The sequence below is a fragment of the Arthrobacter sp. SRS-W-1-2016 genome (assembly GCF_002009585.1).
Taxonomy (GTDB): Bacteria; Actinomycetota; Actinomycetes; order Actinomycetales; family Micrococcaceae; genus Arthrobacter; species Arthrobacter bambusae_A.
This window is the reverse complement of record NZ_MTPV01000022.1, coordinates 52,479-73,390: the sequence shown is the minus strand read 5'-3', so window position 1 is coordinate 73,390 and position 20,912 is coordinate 52,479. Positions and strand designations below refer to the sequence as shown.

Sequence of the window (20,912 nt, the reverse complement as noted above, 5' to 3'; positions counted from 1 at the left end):
AGTTGTGTATAAGAGACTGGGTTTGGGGTGCCGGGGGTGGGGTGTTGGAGGCGGTTGAGCAGGTCTTGGTAGTCGATGGTGACCATGACCTGGGGGCGGAGGGCGCCGTTGGCCGGCAGTTCGCCGGTGGCCAGGGCGATACTGCAGGCGCCGACGAGTCCGTCGAGGAGTTTCTGGGGGCGGGAGCGGCGGTCCAGGCCCGGGTGCGCGCCGTCGCTGTCGCTGTCGCCGCCCGGGCCGGTGTCCCCTGAATCGGTGCCCTGTGCTCCCTCGCCGCCGGTGCCGGTGCCGGTGTGGTGTTGGAGGCGGGGGTTGGCGGCGGTGTTCATGGCGGTGGCGAGGGTTTCGATTTGTTCGGCGGTGGCGAAGATTTCCAGGTGGTGCAGGCCGTGGCGGGGTGTGCGGATGAATGCTCCTTGGCGGTGGCGCAGTTCTTCCTCGCTGGGTTCGGTTCCGTCCTGGTCGATGGCGTCGACCCAGCGTTTGGCCATCCGGTGCACGAAATCGGGATCGCTTTCCAGGGCGGTCCGGGTCAGGGAGTGTTCCATCTGCCCGGCGGTGTCCGGGTCGGCGTGGTGGCGTACCTGGTCCAGGGCGATGCTGATGAGGGTGGCCGAGCGGGACGGCACGGCCGCGGCGGACAGGGCCGCGGCGAGGACCGGGTGGCGTGCGGGGAGGTCTTGTCCGGTGATTCCTGTCTGCGGGAGCACGCTTTCGGCCAGGGTGAGCCGGCGCCGTGCTTCGCTGATGCCGATCCGCAGCCTGGCGCGCAGGAATTCGGCGGCGTTCCGGTACCCGTCGTGGACCGCGTCGGCGGCTTCGGCGAGGCCGGCCGCGGACCCCGGCGCACCTGCCGCGGTTGCTGTGTCGGCGTCAGTTCCCGGGCCGGCGTCAGTTCCCGCGCCGGCCGTGTCGGCCGTGTCTGGTGTGGTGGGTTCGGTCCAGCCGGTCCTCCACCCCGGAGCCGGGCAGGTGTGCCGTGCGGCCTGGGCTTCGCGCCGTGTCCGTTCCACGGCCTGGGCCGCGACGATCTGCAGGAACTCCACCGTCCGGGCGATCTCCTCGACCCGGCCGGCGAAATCCGCGGCTTCAGGGAAACCGAACAGGCGGGCGTCGGCGAGAGCGGTTGAGCGCAGCCCATCCATCACCGCCACCGCCTGATCAAGACCGCCCACGGGCAGCGGCCCGCCGGAGGCAGGGCTTTCGAACCGGACCGGGCTTTGGAACCGGGCCGGGCTTTCGAAGCGGACCGGGCTTTGGAGCCGGGCCAGGTTCTGGTGCTGCGCAGCGTGTTGAAACCGGGCCGGGTTTTGAAGCCGGGCTGCGGACTGGGCTGCGTATTGGAGCCGGGCATGGCGGGCGGCGACGGGCTTCAGGCGGCGGGCCACGCGCCCCGGCGACGGGATCCCGCCGTCGGGCGCTGCCGCCCGAGGTGCGGTGAGGTGACCGGTGCCTTCCATGACTAAACCCTGTCACGAGGCACTGACAATTAAGCCCCCACGCTGCCACCCGCCGACGCGAAAAGCGAAAACAAGGAAAACACGTCCCAAGTACTAGCTGTTGAGCTCCCAATGAACCCGGATCGCCTCCGCGACCGGCCCTGCCGTGACATCGACTTGGAACGAAACGGGCGCGGTCCCTGTCGCTTCAATGATGGTGTCGTGATAGACGCGGCCGCATGCCGGACACAGGGTGTAGAGGTCCTCGTCGTCGGGCCACGCGGCGAGTCCCGCGGGGACAGGCGAGTCATTTCCGGCGTAAACAGGAACGCCCTGTGAGTTGGCCTGAATCAATCCCTCTTTGCTGACGGTGTTTCCGCAGAGACAAGTGATCGTGGTGACATCATGACCGATGACATCGGCGAATTCAGTGTCCATGTGAGCTCCCCGCAGTCGGAAGGGGTTCTGTTTGTAGTTTATGCCTGCAGACCCGCCGATGCAGATCCGCCGAATGCCTGATCCCGAACAACCGGCGGATCGGAACCGGTTGTTCCACGAGGTCTTGGGCGGGAAGATGTTCCCATGCTGCCTGAGGAGCGTTTCAACGTGCTGGTTGATGAATTCAGGGCCAGTCCGGACGTCGGCGTGCCGGGAGAACCGGGGCAACGCGGCTTCGGTTCGAATGCGCTCAAGATCCACGGCTCGATTTTTGCGATGATCTCCGGAGGCAGGCTCGTTGTGAAGCTGCCGCGCCAGCGGGTCGAGACGTTGATCGGAACCGGAGCTGGCGCGCCGTTTGACGCCGGAAAGGGCCGTGCGATGAGGGAATGGCTCACCGTCACTTCCGACGACGAGGAGTCATGGCTGGCCCTGGCGCGCGAGGCCCTGGACTTCGTGGGATCCCGGCGAAGAACACAGTGAAAGGACGCGATGAAATCCAACGAACTGCTGCTGGATGCCTTTGCCCGGATCCGTGACATAGTGGCCGCCACGCTTCAAGGGGTCGACGACGAGTCCCTGGTCCGACGGCCCGGCGACACCGGGAACTCAATTGCCTGGTTGATTTGGCACCTCAGCCGGGTGGAAGACGTCCAAGTCGCGTCGGCCGCCGGCGTCGAACAGGCGTGGACCTCGCAGGATTTTGCCGGCCGCTTCAAGCTGCCACTGCCCGAACGCGACACCGGCTACGGCCACTCGAGCGATAAAGTCGACGCGGTTCAGGCCCCGCCGGAGCTGTTGCTCGAATATTACGACGCCGTCCATCGGCAGACGGTGGCGTTCGTGAAAACCCTTGGCGATGAGGATCTTGACCGTGTGGTCGACACCCGGTGGGACCCGCCGGTCACTCTCGGCGTGCGGTTGGTCAGCACTATTGCCGATTGCCTTCAGCACGCGGGACAGGCCGCCTATGCCAAGGGCTTAGGCGGCCTGTGAGCGCACTCCTCATGCGGCGTTCCGGGGTTTGAAGACCAACCCCAGGACGGCTGCCAGCGCGAGTGCGGACAGGACGGTTGCCGACCAGAACCCGGCCCGCCCGCCGGTCAGGAAATCGCCGGGGACAGCAAACGCCGCGTAGATCGAAGCGACGATGGCTAGCCCGACGGCGCCGCCCAGCTGCTGCATTGTCTGGAAGAGTCCCGATGCGGAACCTGCGTGCTCGGGTTCGACGTTTCGCAGCGCGAGCGTCGTGAGCGGCATGAACGTCATGCCGGCGGAGATTCCGGTGCCCAGAAGCGCGAGCAAAACAATGGCGAACGGGGTGTCAGCGTTGAGTTGCGTGAGCGGCAAGAAAGCGACGACGCGAAGGGCCGTGCCGAAGATGACCAGACTCACGGCCCCGAAGCGCTCGAGGAGCCGCGGGACGATCCGCGACATCGCGAAGATGCTCAGCGGCATCGGCAGGAACGCCAGCCCCGTCACCATCGGCGTGAGGTGCAGATCGTCTTCGAGGTACTGGACCATGAGGAAGAACATCGCCAGCATCCCGCCGTAGGTGGCCGCCATCGCTGCCAGCGCGGCCACTCGGCTGGGGCTGCGCAGCAGTTGCGGTCGGAGCAGCGGGTGGGCCACCCTCCGTTCGGTGACGGCAAGAATTGCGATCAGCGCGGCCCCGACAACCAGGCCGCCGATCGTCCGCGGACTCGACCAGCCGACGTCGCCCGCTTGGATGAGGCCCCACACGATGGCGACGGCGCCGCCCGTCGCGGTGACCGCTCCGAGGATATCGAAGCGCCCGGGGCGCCGGGGAGTTTCCGCGACGAGGCGCGGTACCGCAATGAGGACCACGACGCCGATCGGCACGTTGATGAAGAGGGTCCACCGCCAGCTGGTGGTGTCGGTAAGAAGACCGCCGAGGATGAGCCCGAGCGCGCCACCCATGGAGGCAATGGCGGAGAACAGGGCGAGCGCCCGGTTGCGCGCGCCGTCGTCCTTTGCGCTCGTGGTGATGAGCGCGAGTACGCTCGGGGCGGCGAATGCGGCGCCGAGGCCCTGAAGCGCGCGTGCGATGACGAGAAGGAGCGGCGAGGTGGCCAGGCCGCCGAGTAGTGAGAAGAGCGTGAAGGCCGCGACGCCCACCAGGAAGGTGCGACGGCGGCCCACGACGTCTCCGATCCGTCCGCCGAGCAGCAGGAGGCCGCCGAAAGCGACGGCGTAGCCGTTCAGGACCCAGCTGAGCTCGGCCCGGTCGAAGTGGAGGTCGGTGGCGATGTGGGGGAGCGCGACGTTCACGACAGTCGCGTCGAGGACAAGCATGAGTTGGGCCAGCATGACCAGCCAGAGGCCAATGCTGCCGGCGCGACGGCCGGATGTAACGATCCCGGCTGGGGCGCGTGTGGCGATTGTGGGTGTCATGGGAGGTGTCCTGTTCTAGCCGAGGGGGCTGACGTACACTAAGAGGAGAGATGCTCCGCTTAGAACTATACGGAGACACTCTCCGTTTTGCAATGGTGTATCGAAAGGTGTTTCTGTGCGCGCTGACGCCCAACGCAACCGCGACCGGATCGTGGAGATTGCACGTGCGCTCTTCCGGGTCAAAGGCTATGAAGCCGTTTCGATGGATGAAGTTGCCAAAACGGCCGAGGTGGGACCCGGTACGCTCTACCGGCACTTCCCCACCAAAGAGTCGTTGTACGACGCGGTCCTGGAAGCGTGGGCAGAGAAGGTCAACACCGCCGTCGACCGGGCCCTGACCCTCGACGCCCCTGCGCGGGAGCGGTTGCTGAATTGGCTGACCGACTATGCGTCGATGCTGACAGAACACAAGGGTGCCGCCGCGCGGATTACTGCCGCGTTGGGTGACCCCGGTTCGCCATTCGCGGCAAAGTGCCAGACCTACCTCGGGGCCAATCAGCGCGTGATCGAAGCTTTGGACTCGGCCTTGCGCCCCGGAGTCGACGCGATGCAGATCAGCCGGCTCGTCGGTGGCGTGGCCGCGGTAGTGGACAACAGCGAACTTCCGGCCGATGCAGCAGCATCGATGCTCGCGGTAGTCGCTGACGGACTGATCGCTTCCTGACGCGGTTCAGAGGGCTGAGCCCCATTCTCCGGGTACAATCCCGGCCACACTCGCAAATTCATTAACTAAGTCGAGTAGGGATCACTCAAGGCTGTCCGGAAGCCGGTCCGTAGGATCCGTAGTGAGCCGAAGATGGCTCACTGCCATTGCTTTTTGGAACGCAATGTGCGGCAGTACCAGCCCCGGCAGGGCCCTGAACCATGCCAAGGACGCACATCATGAAAACTGCAAAACTCATGGCCGTCGCTTGCCTCTTGTTTGCTTGGATAGCCATCCCATCCTCCGCCGCGAATGCCGCACCGATGGCGTCTCCGAACCCGGCCGCCGCGTTGGGCAACGACATTTCCTGGCCCCAATGTGGTGGCGGACTCCCTTCCGGCCAGGCGTTCGCGATCGTCGGAGTGAACGGCGGCCGGCCGGCCACCGTGAATCCCTGTTTCGCCGAACAGCTGGGCTGGGCCAGCCGTTCGGCGGGCGGGACGAGCCAAGCGGCGGCCGCTCTGTACGTCAACACCGCCAATCCCGCCGAATATGGCGGGTGGTGGCCGTCAGCCAATACGGACGTGACCCTGTCCGGTCCCAACCCGTATGGAAACTGCGACGGGACCGCTTCGGCGGCCTGTGCCTACATCTACGGTTACGGCATGGCCTCCGACGACGTCAATCGGTTCGGTGTACCCGACCCCGCCAAGCACATGTGGTGGCTGGACGTGGAGACAGGGAATGCCTGGTCCTGGGACACTGCGGCCAACGCCGCCGATCTTGAAGGCATGGCCGCCTACCTGCAAAGCATTGGCGTTGCGGTGGGCATCTACTCAACGTCGTACCAGTTCGGGGTCATCGCTGGTCAGCTTCGCCCCAACAGCAATCTGAACGGGCTTAAGAGCTGGCTTGCCGGAGCAACGTCACCCGAGTCCGCCGCCGAACTCTGCTCGGCCCCTCCGCTGACAGCCGGGGGCGTGGTTGCGCTCACCCAATTCACCACGGACTTCGACTACAACTACTCCTGCATTCCACCCGCGCCGCCGCCACCGCCAGCACCCGCGCCGGTAGTAGCCCCGCCGGCGCCCCCGGTCCCGACGCTGACTGAAGACGCCAACGGCAAGCGCAAGCCGGTTCTGTCCATACCGCAGAGCTGACGGGTTGTGTTCACATGTGCAGTCGGATGATGAACAAGAAGTAGACCCAGACGGGCATCGAAAGCAGCGAAAACACGGCCATCGCGGTCCGTTCCCGGGATCGCCGGCGCAGGATCGCGGAGAGCAGCCGGAATGCGAGAATTCCGATGAGTCCTCCGACGCAGTTCAGAATCACATCGTCGATGTCCGATGCTCCAACCGCAAACACGCCCTGGATGATCTCCACGGCGACGCTGACCGAGGCGACCTTGAGTATGGTCAGCCATGCGGCCGCCCGAGGTCGGAGCCACGATGCGTAGACTCCGAGCGGGATGAAGATCAGGATGTTCCCGACGACGTTGGCGAACGCCACTCTCGCGGTCCCGGGAGAGTGGCTGAACGCGTATTGCGCGATGCTTGCGAACGGGATGAGATTGATCGATCTCTCCGAACCCGGTGCACGAGAGAAGAGAAGCAGCTTCAGGAGGAAGGCCGCGTAGAGGGCGAAAACGGCGAAGATGGCCAGAGTCTCCGCCTTCGCCCGTTTCGTGGTGGGTCGACTGCCCCGCACATCATCCGTGACCGTGGTGGGTTTCGGTTTTGCACGCATCCGCAGGACGATACAGAGGCAACCTGTTGTGCTCCTGTGAAACCTGGATCCGACAACCGCCTCAGGGGAGTGCCGCCGTTCGTGACGCGTCGTTTCGTGACCCGAGGCAACGATGGACCAGACTTAGGGACGTGAGCAACAAACCCCGCCCCGGCCTAGCGATCGCTGCATTGAGTCTCGGGACGGCGCTGAATCCGTTGAACTCGTCGATGATCGCGGTTGCGCTCGTGGTTCTGCGCCAGGACTTTGCGCTCGACGTCGCCACGGTCACCTGGGTGATCACGTCGTTCTACCTCGCCTCCGCGGCTGGCCAGCCGCTCATGGGCCGGCTCGCGGACCGTTTCGGTCCGCGGAGGTTGTTCACCTTCGGCATGGCGGTGGTCGCCATTTCCTGCCTTTTGGCGCCGTTCTCGCCGAACTTCGCACTGGTCTGCGTGGCCCGCGCGCTCATGGCGGTGGGGACCGCGACCGCGTACCCGTGCGCCGTCGTCATGGTCTCGACGCTCAGCCGGCAGGCGAACATCAGCTCTACCCGGCCCCTGGGCCGGATCCAGATGGCGAACACCTCGGCAGCAGCGGTGGGGCCCGTCGTCGGCGGTCTCTTGGTGAGCCTTGTCGGCTGGCAGGCGCTGTTCGCGATCAACGTGCCGATCTCGCTTCTGGCCCTGATCGTGGTGCGGCGGGTGGCGCCGCCCGACGTCGGACGCGAAAGCGGCAAGCTCTCCGCCCTCCTGCGCGATTCCGATATTCCGGGCATCCTGGCCTTCATCGCCTCACTGACGCTCGCGATGATGGCCCTGCTCAACGTGATGCCGGCATATCGCTGGTGGTTCATCGCCGTCGCCGTGGTCCTGGCGGGGCTGTTCGCATGGCGCGAGTTCCGGTTCACTCCGCCGTTCCTGGACTTGCGGCTGCTCGGCCGGAACCGGCCGCTGCTGCTGTTGTACTTGGGTTTCGCGGTGTTCAGTGCGGTCTACTATTTTGCCTTCTTCGGGCTTCCGCAGTTGCTGCAGCAGGCCGGAAAGTACGACGCCGGCGTGGTCGGCCTGCTGATGCTGCCCCTTGCTGCCATGTCGGTTTTCGTGACGCCGGTGACGGTGCGGTTCATTGAGCGGTTCGGCGTTCGGTCCGTGATGATCGTCGGCGTCGTGCTTTTGGCGCTGGCTTCCGGCGCGCTCGGGGTGCTGACCCTTTCCTTCTGGCCCCCGCTGGTGCTCGTGCTCACGGCGCTGATGGGTGTTCCGTATGGCGTGGTCAGCACGGCGTCGAACCAAGGTTTGTATGTGTCCGCGCGGCCTGAGGACAGGGGAGTGGCAGCCGGGATTTTCCAGACGTGCCGATACCTCGGGGCCATCACTGCGACGGTGCTCATTGGTGTGCTGTACGGGCCCGGGGTCAACCAGGCAAACTGGGGGCTCATGGTGCTCGTGATGCTGGGGCTGAGCGCGGTGGTGTTTGTGCTGGCGCTGGCTTGGCGGAAGCCGGGGGCCGTGGGATAGGTCCCATCGCGCCGCTCCGAAACCTGCTGCGGCTCGATAGACCCCTATACCTACTCCGACCCACCTTGACCACTCATTTTCGGTGCGATGCCCACTCAGTTTCAGTGCAATGGACACCCAGTGATGATTTTCGACCGTAACGTTGGATAGATTGTCAGGCTAGGGCTCGGGGGCGCTCTCCTCAGATTTGGAAAGCCACCAGGCTCACATTTCAGAGCTGGGGTGTCTGCGTGAGGAGCTGGGAAGTGTTCGAAGAGGAAGTCCGGCGGGCACTTGACTACGTGGCTCGCGGTGTCAGTGTTCGCATCGTCGGCGGCCCCGGAAGCGGAAAATCAACGGTCCTGCAGTCGATCGCTGCTGGCCTCGAAAAGGACGGTTTCACGGTCTACAGCCTCTCGGGTTCGCGGCTCCTGAATGAAACGCCGTTCGCAGGGATTGGCGCACTCGGGTTGGAAGGGCGCGGGCAAGAGAATGGGCCGCAAGGAGTCGCGAACGTGCTCGCCGAACAGTTGGCCCAGCGAGGCGCCCGGGCAATAGTTGTTGACGATATCGACGTGCTCGACAAGGAATCAGCGGCAGTCATTGACATTGTTCAGAGGCGGACCGAACGGCCGCTGGTGGTGACGTTGGACGATGCCCCACAGGATTCAGGGGCCTCCGTGTTTATGCCTGCCCGATGGCCGGAGACAACGATGCGACTCAGTCCCCTTCACTACGATCACGTCAACAAACTCCTGGCGCAGACACTCGGGTCGCCGCCGGACGTGGATTTGACCACGGCCGTGCTCATGAAATCCGGAGGCAACCCGCGACTCGTGGTCAGGATCGCCCAATGCGCGGAGTTGAGCAAGCAACTTATCCTCCATGACGGACAGTGGAGAATGGGTGGGCACACACTCTGGAACGAATATCTCCAGAGCACCGTCCAAGAGCTCCTTCAAGGACTCAGCGCAGACGAGCGAACGGCTTTGCACACTCTGTCTGTGGTGGGAGCCCGGCCGCTGGGGTCCCTGAAGCCAGCAGTGGAGGCAGAACTCCTGGACAGGCTCGAAATGCGCGGGCTGGCAGCGCTCACCGAAGACAGCGGCGGAGCCATATGGGTAAGCGTCAGTCCCCACATTGTTGTCGACCATTTCCGTGACCCTTACGTGCGATCCTCCCGCAGGGTGCTGGCGGATCGGAGTAACCGGGAGATCGATTCCCATGACCCGCCGGTAAAGAGTTCCTCGCCTGAGCTTCTGGCCGAATTGATCAGAGACCTGCGGAGTGAAGCCGGCGGCGGCACGGCTGCGACGCAGCATTTCCAAGAACAGCTCCGGGAACTGGAGGAATCACAATTCAGCGCCTGGGGGTCCGAAAAGACCATGTCCAACGCAGTAGCGTTCCTCAAGTTCTACTGGGGCGGTCCGATCGATCCCTCACGCATCGAACAAGTCTTCAGCGAAACAGAGACGCTTGGCGCTGATTCCGGCGATCACTTCTTCTTCGCCATGACGCGGGCGCTGTGGGCCATCGTCAGCGGCGGGGAAGCATCCGCCGCGACGGGGATACTCCAGGCGATCGGCCAAGCCCACCCCGATTGGAGTGCAGAAGCCCAAGCGTTCGCACTCTACCTCGAGGCGTCCTTTGACCGAATGCCTGTGAACCTCGACGAAACCCTGGACAGGCTCCGCAGCCGCCATCCGGAGAGCGGAGTTCTTCCAGTCATCCGGGGCATTCTGGAGCTCTACCGCTTCGACGCCCAGGCTGCCCTCCGGGCCCTTGATTCAACAGATGGCTTCGACCTTGCCGCAGGCATGGAACCCTTCGTCCGCGGACTCGCGCTCCATATTGCCGGCCAGGGCGAAGAAGCCGTGATCTTCTCCCTCAGTCAACGTGCCGCGGCGCGGCGGGCCTTGGACCAGTTCGGTTTCGTCGCGAACAGTTACGTCGCGGTTTTGGCAATGACGGACCAGGGACTTAGCAAGGATGCTGATCGGGTGATGGACAGCGTCTTCGCGCTCGGACGCCCGGGCTTCCTGGTGAGCTTCCTCCACGACGCGATGCTCAGAATCGCCGGCCTTCGCGCACTGGCCAGCTCCGGTAAGAACGTCCCCTCACTGGGGATTCAGGCACGCAAGGACGTCGCTGACATCGGGCCCCTGCCGGGAACTGGGAAAGCGGTCTATGAGCTCGTTACCCAAAAATATGCCGATCCAGCCGACTTTGACGAAAAGGCTGCGGACCTTCTGGCACAACAACTGGACCGCGGGTACATCACCGAAGCCGTATACGCCTCATTGTTCATGTTGTCCCTCTGCCCCGGACACAAGATCCTGGAGGCCACGCAACGGCTACTGGAGGAAAACGGCGTGAGCACCCATGCCCAGTTCCTCGCCATCGCCGGTGCCATTCGTGACCGCGACCACCAACTGCTAAAAATCCATTTGGACAAATACGAAGCCGACTCCGACCTTCCCGCGATCACCAGGCTCCTGAAAGGCGTGGTGAAGGGTCATCTCCTCAAACGCCACCGGGGGTTGGCCAGGACCTTTCATCAGATCATCTCGGCTTTCGAAGACCGCTTCCCGGCACAAGGGCTACAACTGACCCTCGACACGGGAGGGCATCCCCAAGGTCTGACTCCTCGAGAGAGGGAAATCGCCATCCTGGCAGGCAGCCAACGCACCCCCGAAATCGCTGTCCTTCTGGGGATCAGTCCGCGGACCGTGGAAAACCACATCGCCCGGGCCCTTGCCAAGACTGGAACCACTACGCGCCAGTCCCTTTACGAGTGCGTTCGAAACTCCCAGACAGATGGCGGGCGCGCCATCACTCGCAGGAGGACATTGTGAATTCGAAGTCAAGAACTTTAGGGAGGGTCGGTGCAGTTGGCGCCGCCACCATGCTGGGCGTCGCCGCTCTCGCCGTAGTGGCACCGGCTGCATCCGCCGCCCCGTGTGGTTATTACAAAACGGCCGACTACGACATGTACAACCATTGCGGACCAGGGAGATTACAAATGCCTTCTACTTGCGACGCTGCTAACCATCAGCAAGGCAACCAGTATTAATGGGCGTGGTCGGCGCCTCCGGGAGGTGCCGGCCACGCAATCTTCCGTAAAGCACCTGAATGGATTGGCAGAATGCTAACTAAGTCCTACCGGAAACGTCCTTTCACGTTAGCCGAAATTTTGAGCGGCGTTGTTCGGATGTGGCCATTAATGACAATTGTCCCGGCGCTGGGGATCATCTTTGCCAGCCTGTATCTGCTCAATCTCGGCGTCTACCCTCCGGTGGACTTCTTGGTTTATCGGTACGCTTCGGTAGCGTCTTGGCCCGGGGGAGACATTTATTCCCGCAACATTTTTGGGGAACTTTTGCCGGCCGAGGGCCTGCCTTTCGTTTACACGCCGTTTGCAGCTGCGCTCCTATCTGTCACGAGTTTGTTTCCTTCCCAGGTGTCCTTCATGCTGTGGACCACGGGCTGCGTAGCAATTTTGGCGTTCATCATTGGTGTTTGCCTGCCGCAGTCTTTGCCCAGGCGCCGGACGATATGGCTCGCGCTTCTTTTGCTGGGCTGTTGTACTACCATCGTCGCCCAGCACTTGGTGTGGGGTCAGATCAACTTGTTCCTCGCTGGACTCTGTCTCGCGGATTTCTGTCGTCACACCAATAGAAGGTGGTCCCGGTTCGTTCCGAAAGGGGTGTTGATCGGGGTCGCTGCCGGTATCAAGCTGACCCCGGCCATCTTCATTCCTTATCTCTTGATGACAAGACAATGGCATATGGCGGTCTCCGCCACTGTCGGTTTCGCCGGGACGGTCATTATCGGCGGGATCATGTTTCCCGCCATGTCAGTCACCTATTGGTTCTCAAACGTGTGGCAGCTTAGCAGGAAGGTTGATCTCGGCACCCAGTTCGCCAGCGCGGGCAACAACTCCATACAGGGGGCGGCCGGAGCGATCGGGCATTGGGCGGTCTCGCCCTCCAAGGTCATCGTTATCGTTGTGGCCGCTCTCGGCTTGTTGGCTGCTGCGGAGATCTTCCGCGCGGGACAGACGCTGGCGGCGGTTCTGACTGTCGGATTGACTGCCAATCTTGTCTCACCTGTGAGTTGGGTGCATCACTGGGTATATCTGATCCCGGCCCTTATCGTGCTCTGGTTCCTGGGACGGACGCGCACGCGGATCTTCGTAGCAGCTGCCGCGCTCGTTCTGCTGATCCATGGAACGGATCTGGGTGAACACATGCTGCAAAACGGCCCTATCATGCTCGCACCCCTGGGCATACTCCTTCGAGAGTCGTTGCTGCTTATTTCAATCGCAACTATAGGGACGTTCTTCGCGCTCAGGAGCCGCACCTCGCCTCTCGCGGCGGCAGTGCAACCTGTGCCCCGCGTCAGATGAAAGGTCAGTACATCCTATGGCTGGAAATAGTGCACCAAGCAGACGCCAGTTGTTACTTCCTGTCCGAGACGGAAGCTTGGTCGAAGCGCGCGGTCGGCTGTTCATGGGGGCGGACGGACATGCCTATGTACGGCCGAGAATGCACCCGGATGAACCGCGTATCGGTCTGCACGAGCAAGCTCAAATGGACACAACAACAGTCAGAATCAGGGTCAGGGGCCTTGAAACTGGTGAACCGGGCTCGTGGCACACAATTCGTGGCACTTTAAGGGGGATGAGCATCGAAGTTGAAGGTGTACTCGATGCCCCTGCGGAATGGCTCGACTCGTGGGAGGAAGCGGACCCAAGATACGCAGAGTCGAAGCCCGATGAGCCGTCGGAGTGGTTCCTTAGTCCCGACCGCAAGGCGCTTCTGGAAGGAATCTTTGCCAGCTTTGAAGAGCATGAGGACTTCTATCCCCATATTTCGTCCGGACTCAACGGCACTTACGAAGGTACATTCCGCGTTAGCCTGTACATGCTGGCGATCAACGAAAGTTTCGCATCGTGGGCAGGCAGCTACAGTTCCGACGACCTCCTTGTTCGATCGTTCGTGAGGGCGCTGTAGCTTTGGGGGTTGCTGTGCGTTGGAGAAGCACTGTCGGCGTGGTCTCTGCGATGCTGCTCCCCGGAGCCGCGCGTTGACTGCCTGCGACGGAGGCGTCCAACGGCATGCCGGTTGCCCGGTCCGCCACGAAACGGGGGACGTAGTCCCGGCCACGGGGAACTGAAGTGCGTCGCCGGGAGGCTTGCGCTCCGGCAAGCAGAGCATATTGACACCCTCATGAGGCCGGAATATCGTCGGCCGTATCGAGGTTCGTGGTCTCGTTCCAAGTGATTTCGGCGCTGCCTTTGGGGGAGCTCCGCTAGTCGATGGTGCTAGCGAGGAGAGTCCTCAATGTCTTGGGAAATGTCATGAGAGCCATGCGCGCCACAGCGTTCAGGATGGATCCACGCGAGGCCGGTCTGGTTGCTGTCTTGTTGATTCTCGCGGCAGTCAGCTGGATCGTTTCTGCCGCACAAACGTCCGGGATGGACATGGGGCGTTGGACGGATCCCGGGCCGCTCGGTTTCTTCCTCACCACCTGGGTGGTGATGCTTGCGGCGATGATGTTTCCGTCCGTGGCGCCCATGGTGGTCGCTTACGCCAGGATTACCCAGCACCGCCGCGAGACCGGGCGCTATGCACCTGCGGGTTCCACGGCCATATTCGTGGCCGGCTACCTGATCTCGTGGACGATCTTCGGCCTCGCCGCCTATGCGGTGTACGCGATGGTCGCGTCCCTCGTTCCGGGGTTGTTTTCCTCCGATCCGGGCGGTCGCTACCTTGCAGCCGCAGTGATTTTTGTGGCGGCCCTGTACCAGCTCACGCCGGCCAAGAACGTCTCCCTGATGAAATGCCGGACGCCGATGGACTTCATCCTGCGCCGAATCCGCTACGGGACCTTTGGTGCACTGCGCCTTGGACTCGAACACGGCGTATGGTGCGTCGCCTGCTGCTGGGCGCTCATGGTGGCGCTCTTCGCGCTCGGCGTGATGAGCGTCGGCTGGATGGCTCTGGTGGGGGCGTTCATTGCCTTGGAGAAGATGCTCCCGTGGAGGCGGATCGCCAACCGATTGGTCGCCGTCGCGCTGGCCGTGATCGCCGTGGCGATCGCCGTTGCGCCCGGGATGGCGCCCGGCGTCGGGATGTAGGTACGGGGGAAAAATGGAACGGTCTCACTCATAAAGGAGTCGGAAATGACTGATGACAATGGACTGATCGGGCGTTTTTACAAGGAAATCATCGAGGGTGGAAACCTGGATCTGATTGATGAGCTCGCGATGGACAACCTGGTGGACCACGAAGAGGCACTTCCCGGACAACCGCCTGGGAAGGACGGCGTTCGGTTCTTCGTCTCGGCCATCCGGACAGCGTTCCCGGACATCAAGGTCAAGACATTAGAGCCGTGGCTGACGGACGGAACCTTCGAGGCGTGCCACGTTGTGATGACGGGTACCCACCGCGGTGACATGGCCGGCGTTCCAGCATCAGGCAATAGCGTCGAGTTCGGCGGGACCGACATCATCCGCGTCGAGGACGGCAAAGTTGCTGAGCACTGGGGTTCAACTGACACCCTCAGCCTCATGCAGCAGATCGGCGCCGTTCCCCAGTAGCGATTCCGCAATTGCGTCACCCGCCCGCGCTCCGAGAATCGGGCGGGGGGCATTCGGAGGTGAGCCGGGAAGTCTGGTCGGCAGCTCAAGCCCTCGCTGTGGCCTTCACTCTCGTTGCCAATCTCTCCCGCGGCTTTCCCCTCGTCAGCCTCGCCGCCCTCGCCGTCGCAGGCCTCCTCTACCGGGCCTGGACCAAAGCAGGACGCCCCCGTGGCATCCGCAATGTGGCCGCGGAAGCAGAGATCGAATAACGCAGGCAAACCCTAGCTGCCGGCGCCGCTCGCGCCGTCGGCGTCGTCGAAGGCTTCCAGCAGCGCCGCGCCCTCCGCGAGGAGGGGGTCGCGATCCGCTGGCTGGGCGACGAGCCGGGTCACATCGCTCATGAGGGTCTCAACGTACTGACGCACGACGGCGTGGTGGGCCGCGTCGCCGAACCACACGAGCTCACGGCACGCGCGCAACAGGGCCCTGACGACGCGAGGCTCGTTCGCGCCGTACCGTCGCACCTGTCCGAGGGCCAGATCCACGAGATAGGCGAAATCGCGGGCCGGTACGTAAAGTCTTACGGTGCCTTGCGCGTCCGCCACGGCCTGCGGCCCGTGCTGCCGGATGGAGAGGGCCGCGAGGATCGAGCCGAGATGGTCCACCGCTTGGTTCGCAGTGTAGGGATCGTTGATGGCGGGGGAGAGAGCTTTAGACGCGACGTCGGCGAGTTGCCTGATCCCGAAGGCGACGTCCTGCTCGAGGGTCCGTTCGTAACCGATCCGTACGCTCTGGGCGAGCGCACGGCGCAGTTCAGCCCCGCCGTCGGGCGCAAGACGACGCTCGCCCTCGCCTTTGCTCACCCACACCCAGGCGAGCGGGGAACCCGCGACGACGTGCCGGCCGATCATGGGCACCATCCGGGCCGCAAGACCCCGGCTCGCGAGCGCCTCGACGAACGCCTCGACGTGGAACGCTTGGACATATCCCGACTGCGGTACCAGCAAGGCCGTGGCGCCGGGCGGCGGGTTTGGCATGCGGATTCCGGGATCCCCGGGAACGAAGGACCGCTCGATCACCTTGAGCGTGGCCTTCTCGACACCCTTCATGACTTGGTCCACCTGGATCGAATGGGACAGGTGGTGGGCGAAAAAGACGAGCATGACCATGCTCACGAACAGCAGCAGGAGTGCCCCGCTCACCGCGAGGCGAGGGTAGTCCTGGGTGCGCTGTCCGGCGGCGATGCCCACCGTGTAGAGACCAGCGGTGCTGTACGCGAACGTGGCCACGAACGCGCTGAGCGTTACCTGGTTGGGGATGTCGCGCAGGAAGTTCCGCAGCAACCGCGGGCTGAACTGCGTCGACGCGAGCTGCAGTGCCACGACGGTGAGGCCGAGCACGACGGCGATGACGGTCACCATGGTGCTCGCGATCCCGATGAGCAGGTTACGCGCGTCGTCGGAGGTCCCTTGGAAGAGGAGGACTGCGAGGGGCGACGTGGCGTCGAGCTGAACCGCGGAGAGCCCCGCACCCGCGATGATTGCGACGACGACGGCGCAGGTGGGCATCGCCCACAGGGCACTCGCTAGATACTCCCGAACGGCATCACGCCTCACAAGTGTCACTCTCGACTGAGGGTGCCCGCCAGTCAAGGGGAGGCTTGTGAATTAGTGAAACACCCCATCTTAGTTGTTCCGCGCCTCCCAGCGTGGCTGCCATGGCGGATGAATCACTACCGAGGATCCACAAAATATGCTTTATAAAAACGGTTGAGTAACCCTCGACGATCACCTAGGCTTCACGTCAAGCCCGCTAAAAACGGCGGGTCATTTCTCAACTGGGGGGAAATATGAAATTCAGATCTGCCTTAGTTGCCGCTGCCCTGGCGGCAACGGCAATGGTATTAGCGCCGCCGGCTCAAGCCGCTGACGGCCACACTTTGAGCGGCTCCGACCGCGCCTTTGTGATGGAATCGAGTGAGCGGCTAGGGATTGCTCCACCAGTCAGGGACCGCCTGATTGCCAATCTGGAGAAGGGAGTCGTGCCCGAATCCATGACAGGTGCATCTCCCGTCAGCACCAAGACCAAGAAGCAGCCGGATAAGACGGAGGTCAGGAAGGAGTTCGGGGACGGATCCGTCTCGCTGACTACCTTCCAGAACCCCACCGAGCACAGGTCAGGGGGATCCAAGGCTGAGGTAACGCCCATGTCCATCTCCAACTGTGCCGACTACACCGGTGTCGGAACGTTCGAGTTCAGGCACTGCCAGGTCCGCACTGATCAGTTCTCGTTCACTATGGCCTTCGAGTCTGACGGCCGCCTCGGCAGCAGCTGCGCGCCCAGCTTTGCCGGAGCGATCTACAACATCTACGGAGCCTGGTACAGCGGTGTCGGATCTGTGGGCGGAATCACCCAGGAAGTCCTCCAAGGAGTGCAGAACTGCTCCGGCGCAGCCCGCGCACGCGCAAGCGCTCTCGTGAACATGGGTTGGTACTCCACAACGGCGTCGTTGACCTTTTACGTCCAGAACAGCTCACGGTGGGACACTTCACCGTAATGACTAGGATAGGAACATGCGAGAACCGAACTGGATGACCGTTATTCTCCTCGTTGTCATGGCGATTGCATTCATCAGCGCCGTTGCCTGGATTACGGTGGCAGCGCTGCGCAGAAGCCGAAAGAAACTAGACAATGAGTCAAGGCACGACGCATAGTTGACCGTTCCCCGGGTCTTCTTGTCCAAGACGTGGGGGCCAACTCGGCAGAGCCCCGCAAAGAAGCCCTCCCCGGGTCAATGACCGGGAAGGGCTTCTTCGTTGTGTTGCTCAACCGGCCACCCAAGGGGTCCGCAGCTAACCTGATTGAACTTACAGGTTCAGAAACAAGCGGACTTACGGACTTCGCAAGTTCGTAGTATTCGAATATACGCATTTACAAATATACAAACTTCGGCCATTGCGCAGCCTCACGGAACGCGCATCGCCCTTGTCAAGGTTTCCTGACATCCCGTCTGTCAGGAACCGGTACTACGACTCGCAAACAGCCCAATTTCTCAATGCAGACTCGCTCGCAGCCCTTACCAAGGCCATCTACAGCTATGCGAATAGCGATCCGCTGAACAAGATGGACCCTCTTGGGCTGTCCGCTACACAGATCTCGGAGGATGATGGTGGTACAGGGTGCGCTTCCCCCTCGAATTCCTACAATTCATACATATCTGGGCCGACTGATTTCTCGTCAGTCACTGGATGCGTCACCAGCTTCGACACCTGCACAGACCAGGCATTCGCAGCGCAAGGGGGCGGTAAGAGCTGGAAAGAAATCCAAAAGAATTTGACCACGTGTCGACAATTCTGGCCTGGGACGCCACTGGGTATCCTAGATTGGTGAATCACGAAGACCCGGGGACACTTCTGGACGGCCCCTCGGCATACTGGTTGGCAAATACCAGAACGAAATACACGAAGATTTTCCTCCCCTCCCTCTCACAGGGGCCGTCCTCAGTTTTTTGAATTTGTGGGTCCAACGGGTGATGACCTCGCTGATCATATTGATAATGATCACGATTGGACCGCTGCTGTACCTGATCATGGCTGCATTCAACAAGGACAGCGCAGAAGTCGAGGCGGGGTACACGACCAGTCCAAGTAACCACATAGATCTTGAGCAACGAGACCCATACGTGGGACGAGTGATCAGGAAGCCCGGCGAACCATACCTGGAACCAGCCCGGTTCAAAGAGATCGTCTCCCGCGCCCGAGCGGAATCGAGAGAGACATCCTGGACGGGAAGCCACGGCAGGCGTCCATGGCCGCCAGTTGTATTAAAGAGCGAATGCAACATTCATGGGAGGCGTGTCAGTTGAGAGGAATGATGGGGTGACTGCAGAGCGCGACACCGTCAGCCGCCGTCGTTGGGGCCTTACACGGTGGGCATTATTCCGGTGGTGGTCTTCTTCCCGGCGGTTTTTGTCAGCGAAGCCATTACTCCAACGGGGATAGATTGGTCGTCACGGTCGTGGAACTTCCTGTCGATCCTGATGCCATGGTTCGACGGGAGCGTGCCTGGGCCAAGGTCATTCGGGGCGATGTTCAGCCTCCCGATCCTGACAGCGATTGCGATCATTTACCTAAGACGGCGATCGATCTCCAATCGTCCAGACAAGAGTGAATGACGAAACAGCTCCCTAGCAGCTTTCATCAAATACAGAAACCCGTAAATCTACACTGGGCTGGCCTCCGGCAACGAAATGAGCAGTCATGACGACCCCGACCAGCAAGAAAAGATCGTCAGGTTCAACGAACTGCTGGCCAACATCGTCATCTACTCCACCGCCTGCGATATCACCGCCGCCGCCAACGAGCTCGCCGCCGAAGGCCACACCATCGACCCCGAAGACCTAGCCACGATCTCGCCCTAAATCAAAAGGACCATCCGCCGCTTCGAAGACTGCGTCCTCAACCTCACCCCGCCACACCAAGACCCACAAACGGAACTAGACCTGCAACCAGGATCGCTATTCTCGCCCATCAGCATCTAAGGGATTGTGAAAAGTGGAATCGGACGGCGCTTCACCGGTAAGAAGTGGACAAGTCGCAGTGCACTATAAGTGCAGTATGATGCACTTATGGATGAGAGTACAACTGCCCTGGCATCCGCAATCGGCGCCCGGGTCAGGCAGGAGCGGCAGTCGCGGGGCTGGACCCTTGATCAGTTGGCGGATGCTGCAGGTGTAAGCCGCCGAATGGTGGTCAACGTCGAGCAGGGCGCCGCGAATCCAAGCGTTGGAACCCTGCTGAGGATCAGCGACGCGCTCGGAGTCGGGCTGCCGGCCTTGGTCGAATCGCCCCAGCCCAAACCGGTAAAGGTTACCCGCCGCGGTGAAGGAGCGGCATTGTGGAGCAGTGCTTCCGGTGGCCAAGGGGTGCTGGTGGCCGGCACAGAATCGCCGGACGTGGTTGAACTGTGGGATTGGACTTTGAGCCCGCGTGACAGTCACGTAAGCGAGGCCCACACACCGGGTACCAAGGAACTTTTGCAGGTTCAGGAAGGCACAGTGGTGGTCGAGGTCGCAGGGCAAGCGATCACCCTCGATACCGGTGACGCTGTCAGCTTCCCGGGCAACGTGGCGCATTCCTATGCCAATCCGGGCACGGAGCCGGCGAGGTTTTCCCTGGCCGTCTTCGAACCCGGCGTAGGGTCCGGACACCGGCATGAGTAAACGCGCAATCCGCGGCGCCGCAGTGCCACCATGGGGGCTGGCCGTTGCCGCGATGTTCTCGGTCCAGCTGGGGTCCGCCCTTTCGGTAGACCTGATCCCTGTGGTGGGTGCGGCCGGCACCGCTTGGCTGAGGCTCAGCGTGGGAGCGCTCATCTTCCTGGCAGTGGCCCGGCCTCCGCTGCGTGCGGTACGCCGTCGCGATGTGCCGGTGCTCCTGGCACTGGGTGTCGCCACGGGGCTGATGACCATTGCCTTCCTCGCCGCGATCGAGCGCATCCCGCTCGGCACCGCCGTCGCGATCGAGTTCCTTGGCCCCTTGACCGTCGCCTCCGTGCGCAGTCACAACGCGAGGGCCCTTCTCTGGCCTGCGCTCGCACTGGTGGGAGTCGTCCAGCTCACCGACCCCTGGCAAGGGCAAGTCGACCTGGCGGGTATCGGGTTCGCCTGCCTCGCCGCCGGCGGGTGGGCGGCCTACATTCTGCTCACCCAACGCGTTGGCGATCGTTTCACTGGCATCGGGACACTTTCGCTCACGGTTCCCGTGGCTGCCCTCACGGCAGCGGTGGTAGGTATCCCGCAAGCCGCTGGACAGCTCACCTTCGGTGTCCTCGCTACCGCAGTCGCAGTGGCTGTCCTGATGCCCGTGTTGCCTTTCATCTTGGAGTTGCTCGCGTTGCGCCGGATGACTTCAGCCGCCTTCGGCACCCTGATGGCGCTCGAACCCGCCTTCGGCGTTCTCCTCGGACTGCTCGTGCTCCACCAGCAGCCCTCGCTCATCCAGTTTGTCGGCATCACGCTGGTGGTCCTCGCCGGCGCCGCAGCGCAACGAGGTGGTCGACGCCACCCGCTCACCACTGATCAGGCCGGGACCAGACCGGACCTCGACCTTGTCGGCTAGATAGGGAGCTGGAGTCCTTGACTTCAAGTTCGGGCTCAACAAGGG

The 20,912-nt window shown here is 62.6% G+C and carries 21 protein-coding genes; 15 read left to right on the top strand and 6 right to left on the bottom strand.

Going from position 1 to position 20,912, the window contains the following annotated elements; translation table 11 throughout:
• On the bottom strand, positions 1-1,460 hold a 1,460-nt coding region (locus BMF89_RS05765; protein ID WP_078106121.1), incomplete at its 3' end, for a DUF222 domain-containing protein.
• Positions 1,461-1,553: 93 nt separating this feature from the next.
• Positions 1,554-1,877: a hypothetical protein gene (locus tag BMF89_RS05760; RefSeq protein ID WP_078106120.1), complete on the bottom strand. Its 324-nt coding sequence runs from the start codon at positions 1,875-1,877 to the stop codon at positions 1,554-1,556.
• Positions 1,878-2,021: 144 nt separating this feature from the next.
• Here BMF89_RS05760 and BMF89_RS05755 point away from each other — a divergent pair, with 144 nt between their 5' ends.
• Both BMF89_RS05755 and BMF89_RS05750 read left to right on the top strand, forming a co-directional pair.
• Positions 2,022-2,360 carry a hypothetical protein gene (locus BMF89_RS05755; RefSeq protein WP_078106119.1) on the top strand — a complete coding sequence of 113 codons (339 nt, stop codon included), beginning with the start codon at positions 2,022-2,024 and terminating at the stop codon, positions 2,358-2,360.
• A 9-nt stretch (positions 2,361-2,369) separates the two neighbouring features.
• Positions 2,370-2,873 carry a DUF664 domain-containing protein gene (locus BMF89_RS05750; protein WP_078106118.1) on the top strand — a complete coding sequence of 168 codons (504 nt, stop codon included), beginning with the start codon at positions 2,370-2,372 and terminating at the stop codon, positions 2,871-2,873.
• A gap of 9 nt (positions 2,874-2,882) precedes the next feature.
• On the opposite strand, the gene BMF89_RS05745 is transcribed toward BMF89_RS05750, so the two are convergent.
• Positions 2,883-4,292, bottom strand: a complete 1,410-nt coding sequence (locus BMF89_RS05745) for an MFS transporter (protein ID WP_078106117.1) — start codon at positions 4,290-4,292, stop codon at positions 2,883-2,885.
• Positions 4,293-4,407: 115 nt separating this feature from the next.
• On the opposite strand from BMF89_RS05745, the gene BMF89_RS05740 reads away from it, so the two are divergent.
• A complete protein-coding gene (locus BMF89_RS05740) occupies positions 4,408-4,956 on the top strand; it encodes a TetR/AcrR family transcriptional regulator (RefSeq protein ID WP_078106116.1) in 549 nt (182 codons plus the stop codon).
• 218 nt (positions 4,957-5,174) lie between these two features.
• Positions 5,175-6,095: a hypothetical protein gene (locus tag BMF89_RS05735; protein WP_216353790.1), complete on the top strand. Its 921-nt coding sequence runs from the start codon at positions 5,175-5,177 to the stop codon at positions 6,093-6,095.
• A gap of 10 nt (positions 6,096-6,105) precedes the next feature.
• On the opposite strand, the gene BMF89_RS05730 is transcribed toward BMF89_RS05735, so the two are convergent.
• Positions 6,106-6,684 carry a VanZ family protein gene (locus tag BMF89_RS05730; RefSeq protein WP_078106115.1) on the bottom strand — a complete coding sequence of 193 codons (579 nt, stop codon included), beginning with the start codon at positions 6,682-6,684 and terminating at the stop codon, positions 6,106-6,108.
• Positions 6,685-6,815: 131 nt separating this feature from the next.
• Here BMF89_RS05730 and BMF89_RS05725 point away from each other — a divergent pair, with 131 nt between their 5' ends.
• From BMF89_RS05725 to BMF89_RS05695, 7 genes are all read left to right on the top strand, one after another.
• Positions 6,816-8,183 carry an MFS transporter gene (locus tag BMF89_RS05725; RefSeq protein ID WP_078106114.1) on the top strand — a complete coding sequence of 456 codons (1,368 nt, stop codon included), beginning with the start codon at positions 6,816-6,818 and terminating at the stop codon, positions 8,181-8,183.
• 245 nt (positions 8,184-8,428) lie between these two features.
• A complete protein-coding gene (locus BMF89_RS05720) occupies positions 8,429-11,017 on the top strand; it encodes a LuxR C-terminal-related transcriptional regulator (RefSeq protein WP_139359564.1) in 2,589 nt (862 codons plus the stop codon).
• Positions 11,018-11,385: 368 nt separating this feature from the next.
• The gene (locus BMF89_RS05715; RefSeq protein ID WP_171983409.1) at positions 11,386-12,570 is read left to right on the top strand and encodes a glycosyltransferase 87 family protein; all 1,185 of its coding nucleotides are present in this window, start codon (positions 11,386-11,388) and stop codon (positions 12,568-12,570) included.
• A gap of 274 nt (positions 12,571-12,844) precedes the next feature.
• A complete protein-coding gene (locus BMF89_RS05710) occupies positions 12,845-13,177 on the top strand; it encodes a hypothetical protein (protein ID WP_078106111.1) in 333 nt (110 codons plus the stop codon).
• A gap of 347 nt (positions 13,178-13,524) precedes the next feature.
• Positions 13,525-14,304, top strand: a complete 780-nt coding sequence (locus BMF89_RS05705; RefSeq protein ID WP_253190720.1) for a DUF2182 domain-containing protein — start codon at positions 13,525-13,527, stop codon at positions 14,302-14,304.
• A gap of 45 nt (positions 14,305-14,349) precedes the next feature.
• A complete protein-coding gene (locus BMF89_RS05700) occupies positions 14,350-14,766 on the top strand; it encodes an ester cyclase (protein ID WP_078106109.1) in 417 nt (138 codons plus the stop codon).
• Positions 14,767-14,825: 59 nt separating this feature from the next.
• Positions 14,826-15,017 carry a hypothetical protein gene (locus BMF89_RS05695; RefSeq protein WP_078106108.1) on the top strand — a complete coding sequence of 64 codons (192 nt, stop codon included), beginning with the start codon at positions 14,826-14,828 and terminating at the stop codon, positions 15,015-15,017.
• Positions 15,018-15,029: 12 nt separating this feature from the next.
• On the opposite strand, the gene BMF89_RS05690 is transcribed toward BMF89_RS05695, so the two are convergent.
• Positions 15,030-16,364, bottom strand: coding sequence for a DUF2254 domain-containing protein (locus BMF89_RS05690; protein ID WP_139359563.1), 1,335 nt, complete (start codon positions 16,362-16,364; stop codon positions 15,030-15,032).
• A 437-nt stretch (positions 16,365-16,801) separates the two neighbouring features.
• Between BMF89_RS05690 and BMF89_RS05685 the strand changes: the two genes are divergently transcribed.
• Positions 16,802-17,305, top strand: coding sequence for a hypothetical protein (locus BMF89_RS05685; RefSeq protein WP_139359562.1), 504 nt, complete (start codon positions 16,802-16,804; stop codon positions 17,303-17,305).
• Between the two features lie 1,364 nt (positions 17,306-18,669).
• Here BMF89_RS05685 and BMF89_RS05680 read toward each other — a convergent pair.
• Positions 18,670-18,873 (bottom strand): hypothetical protein, encoded by a 204-nt coding sequence (locus tag BMF89_RS05680; RefSeq protein WP_078106105.1) that lies wholly within the window; start codon positions 18,871-18,873, stop codon positions 18,670-18,672.
• A gap of 124 nt (positions 18,874-18,997) precedes the next feature.
• Here BMF89_RS05680 and BMF89_RS22150 point away from each other — a divergent pair, with 124 nt between their 5' ends.
• The 3 genes from BMF89_RS22150 (at position 18,998) to BMF89_RS05665 (ending at position 20,867) form a co-directional block, all read left to right on the top strand.
• Complete coding sequence (locus BMF89_RS22150; RefSeq protein WP_216353789.1) at positions 18,998-19,168, top strand: Tn3 family transposase; 171 nt, start codon at positions 18,998-19,000, stop codon at positions 19,166-19,168.
• 207 nt (positions 19,169-19,375) lie between these two features.
• A complete protein-coding gene (locus tag BMF89_RS05670) occupies positions 19,376-19,969 on the top strand; it encodes an XRE family transcriptional regulator (protein WP_078106104.1) in 594 nt (197 codons plus the stop codon).
• Positions 19,962-20,867 carry an EamA family transporter gene (locus BMF89_RS05665; protein ID WP_078106103.1) on the top strand — a complete coding sequence of 302 codons (906 nt, stop codon included), beginning with the start codon at positions 19,962-19,964 and terminating at the stop codon, positions 20,865-20,867. Before BMF89_RS05670 ends, BMF89_RS05665 begins: the two co-directional genes overlap by 8 nt.
• Positions 20,868-20,912 lie beyond the last annotated feature (45 nt).